We start from the raw sequence: 7,683 nt of genomic DNA, 5'->3' as shown, positions 1-7,683 counted from the left end.
GGATCGCCCGGCCCCACCCCCAGCCCGATCAGGTGATGCGCGAGACGGTTGGCCTGCTGATCGAGGGTGGCATAGCTGTAATGCTGCCCGCCATCCAGGACCGCCATTGCATCCGGTTGCCGTGCCGCCTGCTGCTCGAACAACGCATGGATGGTCTGGGTCTGCGGATACGCACGCGTGGTCGCATTGAAGTCCTGCAGGACGCGCTGGCGCTCGGCCTCCGGGAGCACGCACAGTTGGACGATCGGAGGCTCCTCTGGCGCCTCCAATGCCTCGACCAGCTGCGTCAGCGCCGTCTGCATGTACATGCACAGGCGCTCGGCATCGAGCAGATCGCAGGCACTCAAGGTCAACTGCGTGCCGTCTCCCATATCGTCCACCGACAGACACACAGGATAGGTACTGCGCTCTTCAGCGCCGTGCATGCCAATGCCGGGCCAGGCTTCTACCACGGTACCACCGAGCTGTTCTCTGCCGGTCCTGCGGTAATTCAACAACGTGTTGAACAATGGGGACGGCGCGGCGACACCGCTGCACCGCTGGGCAAGCGCCAGCGAGGCATTCTCGTGCGACAGCAAGGCACTCAGGCACGTCTGCGTCTGCTGGATCGCTGTACGAACCGTCGTGCTCCCGAGTTTTACCCGGATCGGCAAGGTATTGATGAACATGCCGATGGCTTGTTCGATGTTCCTTCCCTGCGTTCTGCCAAGCAAGACCGTCCCGAAAACTACATCATCCTGGCCGGCAGTCGCGCCCAGCACCCGGGCCCACGCCACATGATGGAAGACCCCGACGCTTACACCCAATTGCCTGGCTTGCACGCGCAGGCGTTGGTCCACCGATACGTCCAGCCTCTTGACCACTCTGCGCATGCCATCACCGTCGTCCTCCGGAACTTGAATTCCGAACGGCAATGTCGGCTCGCTCACCTCACCCAGCATCTCGGTAAAGAATGCGGTGTGTTCTTGCGACTGCCGACTCCACCGCGCCCGCATCGTGTACTCACGGTAAGGAAACATCGGCGGAAGCCCGTCAGCATTTTCTTGCAGATGGCATCCGATCTCCTTGAGCAAGCTGCCCAACGATGCCGCATCTGCGATCAAGTGGTGAAGAAGCATGACACCGACCCAGCGTTGACCAGCGGCATCGTGCGCGTAACCGACGCGCAACAGTGGCGCCGTGCCCAACTCAAGCTGTTGCCCGCCTGGATCCATCTGCATCTGGAGTTGCTGCAGGACATCCCCCTCTGCCGCATCCAGTTGAAACTCTACCCACGGCACCGTTGCACGCCGCCAGACGACCTGCACGGGTTCATCGACACACTCCCAAACGATAGCGGTACGCATGATGTCGTGCCGCATGACTGCCTGCTGCAGTGCATCGGCAAACGCGTCCATGCGTCCACGATCGGCGAAGGTGAAACTGACGCACTGCAGATACGGGTCACCCCGCTTCGCCGACAGGTGGTGATAGAGCAGGCCCTCCTGCAAAGGCGCCAACGGATAGATCTCCTGCACATTGCCTACCCCGCCCGGCACCGTCGCTAAGATGCGATCAATGGAGTCCTGGCTCAGGTCCACCAATGACAGATGGGCGGGCACCAGACGGTCGCACTCAGACGGAACCCTGTTCTCCGGGACCACGAGTTCGCTGTCGACACCGATCGCCGCCGCCATCCCCATCAAGGTCGGCTGCGTGAGCAACGCTTTGACCGTGGCGTGCAGTCCATGTCGGCGCATGCGCTCCAGCAATGCGACTACGCGCAACGAATGTCCTCCGAGTTCGAAGAAGTGATCGTGGCGCCCTACCCGATCGACATCGAGCACTTCGCTCCACAACCTCGCCAACAGCCGCTCGACCTGCCCCTCGGGCGCGACGTATCCGCGCTGGACATATGCCTGCGCCTGCGGCATGGGCAAGGACTTATGATCGAGCTTGCCATTGGGCGTCAGCGGCAATGCGTCAACCTGCACGTAAAGCGCAGGCACCATGTACTCCGGAAACTGTTGTTGCAGATGGCCGCGCAACTGCTCGGGTGATGGTGCACCCCTTTCGGCCTGCACGTAGTAGGCAAGCAGCGCTTTGTGCCCACCCGCATCCGTATGTGCCACCACGGCGGCATCACGCACCTGCGGATGCTCCTGCAACTTGGATGCAATCTCTGCAGGTTCGATCCGGAAGCCTCGAATCTTGATCTGATCGTCGTTGCGACCCAGGTAGTCCAGCGTTCCGTCCGGCAACCATCGTGCGAGATCGCCGGTGCGATACATGCGTGCATCCGCAGAAGAACCGAATGGATCGGCGACAAAACACTGCTCGGTCAGTTCCTCCCGATTGAGATATCCCCGGGTGACCTGCGGCCCGGCGATGCACACTTCGCCCGCAATGCCAATCGGCATCGGCCTTCCGTTCGCGTCGAGAACATGCACGCGCATGTTCGCAATCGGCTCACCGATCGGCACGCTGGTCGCTGCAGTAGACTCCCAGCACAGCGGAACCTCATAAACGACGCAGCCCACCACCGTTTCGGTCGGGCCATACTCATTCACCAACCGCACGCCGGGCGCGAGCGCGCGAAGATGCTTCACGGTGGAGGCAGGCAGCGCTTCGCCGCCGATCACGAATAACGCTGCGGCGGGAGTTGCGTTGCATGCGACCAACTGATGCGTAAGCGCGTCGAGATGGGAAGGAGTGATCTTGACCAGACCCAGCGGCTTATCCGAACTCAGGCGACGCTGCAGCGCGTCGATTTCGTCGTACTCCGGCAACAGCTCGGTGGTGCCGCCACACAGCAGCGGCAAATAAAGGCTGGTCACGGTGGCATCGAAAGACAGCGATGACGACACCACTGCACCGTGTTCAGGCCTGTAGTAGTCGACGGCCCACGCCAGGTAGTTGACCAGTGCCGCGTGCGGCACCATCACGCCTTTGGGCCGGCCGCTGGAGCCTGAGGTGTAGATCACGTAAGCCAGATGCGAAAGCGCCAGGCCGGACACGCACGGGTCGGTCTCCGCGGCAGATCGCCACTCTGGCGCATCAAGGTCAAGCCGCGGTAGCTTCGCGGCGGGCAGGTGCGCGGCGGTTGCGGCGTGCACCAGCAACGCGCGGGGGGCGCTGTCGGCCAGCATGTAAGACAACCGCTCGGCGGGATACCGCGGATCTAGCGGCACATACGCGCCGCCGGCCTTCAATATCGCCAACAAAGCCACGACCAGTTCGATACTGCGCTCCAAGCAGAGCCCGACGCGCTCGTCGGGTTGCAGACCCATCGCGATCAGATGGTGGGCGAGCTGATTGGCCTGCGCGTTGAGCTGCGCGTAAGTCAGCTGCCGGTCGGCACAGACCACCGCTACCGCATCGGGCGTACGCCTGGCCTGCGCCTGGAAGAGCGCTTGAAACGTCGCTGGTTGGACATCTGTCGCCCTGCCTCGACTCCACGCCTCCAACTTGTCTAATTCGCCAGGAGTCGTCACCTCGAATGCATGGAGGCGACGATCCGGAGATGCCAGACCCTGATCGATTAACCCGATCCACCGTTCTGTCAGCAGTTCTATCGCGTCCGCGTCAAAATACGCAGTATTGTAAATCGCGTGGAACAAGGCGACATCGTCATGTGCGTTGCTTCTGACGAACATCGACAGCGGCTCAGACTCATGGCCGTTGGAGCATTTGAAAGAGCGGGAATGCTCGCTGCCAAAGCGATACATGTGCTCCTCTTGCTCAAAGGAGAACGACACATCGAAAAGGCGCGCAGCTCCGCTCTTCAGCAATCCGCAGGCGCGTCCGATTTCGCTGATCGGGAAGTTCTGGTGGCGATAGTCCTGCCGAAGCTCCTTGGACAGCTTCGACGCTAATTCCAGGAATGTCGAATCTCCGTCGAAACGCATCCGTATCGGCGTCACCTGCGCAAACATCCCGATGGACGACTTGAATTGATGACCCGACCGATTGAGAACCGGCATGCCGATCGAGATGTCGTCGTGCTGCAAAGTGCGCGAGAAATAGACGTACAAGGCGGCCAGACAGACCTGAAGCGGCGAGATGCCATGTACTTCTGCGAACGCCTTCATCCGGTCGAGAAGTGCACGCGGAAACTCGCGTGTGAACTTCATGCTGGGCGGGCCACTATGACCATCGCCACGCTTGGAACCCGATACCAACATCGGCTGCGGAGAAGTGGCGTACTTCTGTGCCCAGTACTCCCGATCTTTCAGATAGCGCGTCGAAGTTCGGTAGCTCAGGTCATGTTCAATGAAATCTACGTACGACCTCACCGCCACGTCCGGAACACGGCCGGCGCGTAAAGCGTTGTAGACCTGGCTCAATGTCTGGAGAACCAGATAGATCGACCAACCGTCCAGCAGAATGTGGTGGGCGCTCACTACAAAGCACCATTTCCGCGCCTCAAGGTGACACAGCGCGATACGCCAAAGCGGCGTACCATCAAACTCGAAAGGCGTCTGCATTTGTTCCTGGATCCATGCAGCCCGCCACACTTCGTGGTTTGGCAGCCCGGAGGCGTCGACTACGGGAACTGGAACATCGAGACGGTCGGCAAACCCCTGCAGCGGTATGCCGTCGCTATCTACTTCCTGCAAGATCCGGGTTCTTAGGACGTCGCAGTGATCGGCCATGTACTGCACTGCGCGGCGGAAACACACCAGATCGACCTCGTCTTCGATTTCAACGTAACCGCCGATGTTCGAAGCAAGTGGGTGCCCGAGCATCAACTGCTCCAACCAAATCTCTCGTTGCGGTCCGCTGAGGGGAAAAGTCTGCCGCGCGTTTGTCTGCATGATGTGTTCCCTACAAGAATGATTCATGAGCGCAGCACCACAGCGCACGAGAATTGCTCGGACGCTTGCCGGTCTGTTCAATACATGGATGAAATGCGGATAAGCGCCGCCCTGCGCCACGACGATGACGTCGGACGAAAGCGCCTTCAGAATTAACGAGACTGCGAAGACCATGAGCGGGAAAGCCGCTCGCTATCTCCTTCAGCCATTACAGGAGTGGCGCATCATCGGATGACCACCCGCACCCGTTCCTCTCTTGGATTTTTTGAATGTTTAAAAACTCATATCCAAGGAAAGCGAGTATTACATTCCTGGAGAATCCCCCTTTAAATAACTTATCCGCACCAGAAGAGTGCGGTTGCACCCGCGCATTGATATCACGATACATTCCTCGGAAGCGCTCCGATCGCCAAGTTTTTATTTATAGATAAGCATTGAGCGCAACATTACAATCAATCGAAAACCGAAACGATTCTTCGTGCGCAGGAGAATTGCGATCAACAGCGTGGAATTAAAGTGATTTGAGTCACGTAAAAATCCAAAACACGTTTATTAAAAAAATGGAGATAATTTATCTTTACATACTCTTTAAACCATACAAACTTTCATATAATTCTGATACCTCCGCACACTCTCTCTTGACGAATGTGGGACTTAAACGCCTTCATCAGACACTGTGCGTATTGGCTAGAAACCGGTTTAGGTCTGTCGCAAGAAGCACTGCCACCCGTTGGAGGCGGCGAGCAGACACGTTCAAGGGAAGGAATTGTTGCCGCGGCACTGGAGCATCAGGGACACCACGATCATCGAGGCGCCGAGTTAGACACGGAACAGCAGCGGCACGCGCGATCTGGCGATGCGCCAGGCCAAGAAGGGCCAGCAGTAGCTCTTTGGGATGGAGGCGCACAAGATGGCTGATGTGACGCAGGCAGAGAAACTGCTGAATGGCGAGGAATGCCAGGCCTACGCCAATGCGAGATATGCCTGGATTGACAAGCATGAGAAGCTCTAAGAGCGGCTAATAGAACGTGGCGAGCAGTCGTCAGGTGGGCGTGCACGGCGCGCTCAGCACCTGAGTGTACGAGTGGTGTTGAGGCTTTCGAGCACCGGCCGCGCTCGCCTGGCGGCGGCGCAGTAGGATTGTTAGCAACTCATAAGACAGGTGCCTGTACTTGCACATTGCTCGGCGGCAGCGCCGGATCAGAATGCTGCGGGAGCTGGTGCAACCGGACGAATTGGTCACAAGATCGAGACGCACGGTGGGTAGACCAGCGACACGTTGGCTTCCGCGAACGTGGAAAATTGAATGCGGCCCCTCAGTGAAACGCGTGCGCAGGCCTTGGGGCTGTCGAGCCGGACCCGGTGACGCTGCCGCGCGAGCCTGACCTTCCAACGCAGACAATTCGCGACGCTGCAGAATCGATGCCTTGCACAAAGGCAAGTCCGTCTTTCGCAAGCGTTGCATCTTCTTAGCGACACCGCGACCTTTTCGGATCGCCGTTGTCCCGCCCTCCCAAGTGCCGCCGTCGGCGAGAAAAAGCGGCGCACTTTTTCAGAGCAACAAAAAAAGGCCTTGCGGCCCTTTTTCTTGCGAACAACTCGATCGTATGACTACGGCCAGTCGTTCTGATATGGAGCGGGAAACGAGATGCTCGCTCCCGACCTAACTCCTTGATCCATAAGAGGTTTGTCAGACACCCCTCTGTTGGAAGAACGCTATTATGTACTACTTTTGCGGGCCTGGCAAAGTCGGGACCGTAAAAGTAGGCCGACGAGGCTTCACGATGATGGGATGCTCCTCGCCAACAACCCGTGCCTTGGCTCATGCGCTGGCAGCCACTCAGTCCATTTCGCCGTGATCGCCGAATTTGACAGCGGGACCGTTCGCAAACAGCCCAAGCCGTTATCTCGCCATCCGTCGCAGCCAACCCCTTCGCAGCGGCTGCAGTCTTTCGGCTTGCCGAACTCGACGCCAAAAACGGTCGATCAACGTTCGTGATGACCCGCCCGGCTTGACATCATCAAGCAACTACTCGCTTTCTGGGGTCGGCACAGACGGCCGGCTTGGGCGCCAGTCCTTAACATAGAGTACGACTTCATCACTAAGCTGAATGACACTTTGTTCAACCAAAGTCGCGGCGGCGCTTTCGCCGTACTTCTTGATCTCATCAAGCGCAATAAACGATTGCTTCTCGGATTTGGCGTACAGGGAAACGAGGTGAGCTACGGAGTCGTTTGAGATGTTCTTGAAGAGCACGGAATCGTGGGCAATGGCTGGAAGGTTGGTTGCACAGAACACGGCGAGATCGAAGAGCACCAAACCGAAGAAGGCTGTGCCAGTGCCCGTGTCCTCGAAGACCTCGAACTTGTAGCTCGTATCGCCGAGAGATAACCGAGGGCTTTTCCGATGCTCACCAGCAGCGTCACGAACGATTTCGCGCATACCGTCGTTCACGCTGGTCTCGATTTCATTCAGGATCCGCTGTTTTTCTTCCACGAGCGCCTCCTTCGCTAACCGCAGTGTCTCCGCGTGCGCTTTCTCGAGTTCGAACCCATCCCGGCTCGCGCGAGCCTCTTGTAAGGACAACGCAACCCTGTAGACGTGATCCACGAGCCACTCTGGCTGCTCCACCGAGCCCAGCGCCGCCGCCATCTCAGCTTCAATGCCAGAGATGCCCTGATCGATGAGCGTTAGCTCCTCCGACAATAACTGCTTGGACTCCTTCAACTGGTCTCTGAGGATCCGGGCGACCCCATCGTGGAAAGCCTCTACGTCAGCCAAGCGCTCCACATTGACCTCAGGGAAGAATTTCTGAAGGTCCTGGAAGTTGCCGCCGCGCAAAGAGCGACGCCCACCAAGATTGCGGTCTACGCGCTGGAGTCTTCC

Annotated in this window: 2 protein-coding genes and 1 other RNA gene; all 3 read right to left on the bottom strand. The window is 58.5% G+C overall.

Going from position 1 to position 7,683, the window contains the following annotated elements:
- Positions 1 to 4,970: non-ribosomal peptide synthetase (locus tag XBLMG947_RS20405; protein ID WP_065470353.1), on the bottom strand; the 4,970-nt coding region annotated here is incomplete at its 3' end.
- Between the two features lie 842 nt (positions 4,971 to 5,812).
- A non-coding RNA gene (locus XBLMG947_RS20400) (sX9 sRNA) lies at positions 5,813 to 5,887 on the bottom strand.
- A 938-nt stretch (positions 5,888 to 6,825) separates the two neighbouring features.
- On the bottom strand, positions 6,826 to 7,683 hold an 858-nt coding region (locus XBLMG947_RS20395), incomplete at its 5' end, for a DUF2326 domain-containing protein (RefSeq protein WP_139074465.1).

Origin of the sequence: Xanthomonas bromi (assembly GCF_900092025.1) — a bacterium.
GTDB lineage: Bacteria > Pseudomonadota > Gammaproteobacteria > Xanthomonadales > Xanthomonadaceae > Xanthomonas > Xanthomonas bromi.
The sequence above is the reverse complement of the archived record's forward strand: the minus strand, read 5'-3'. Positions and strand labels throughout refer to the sequence as shown.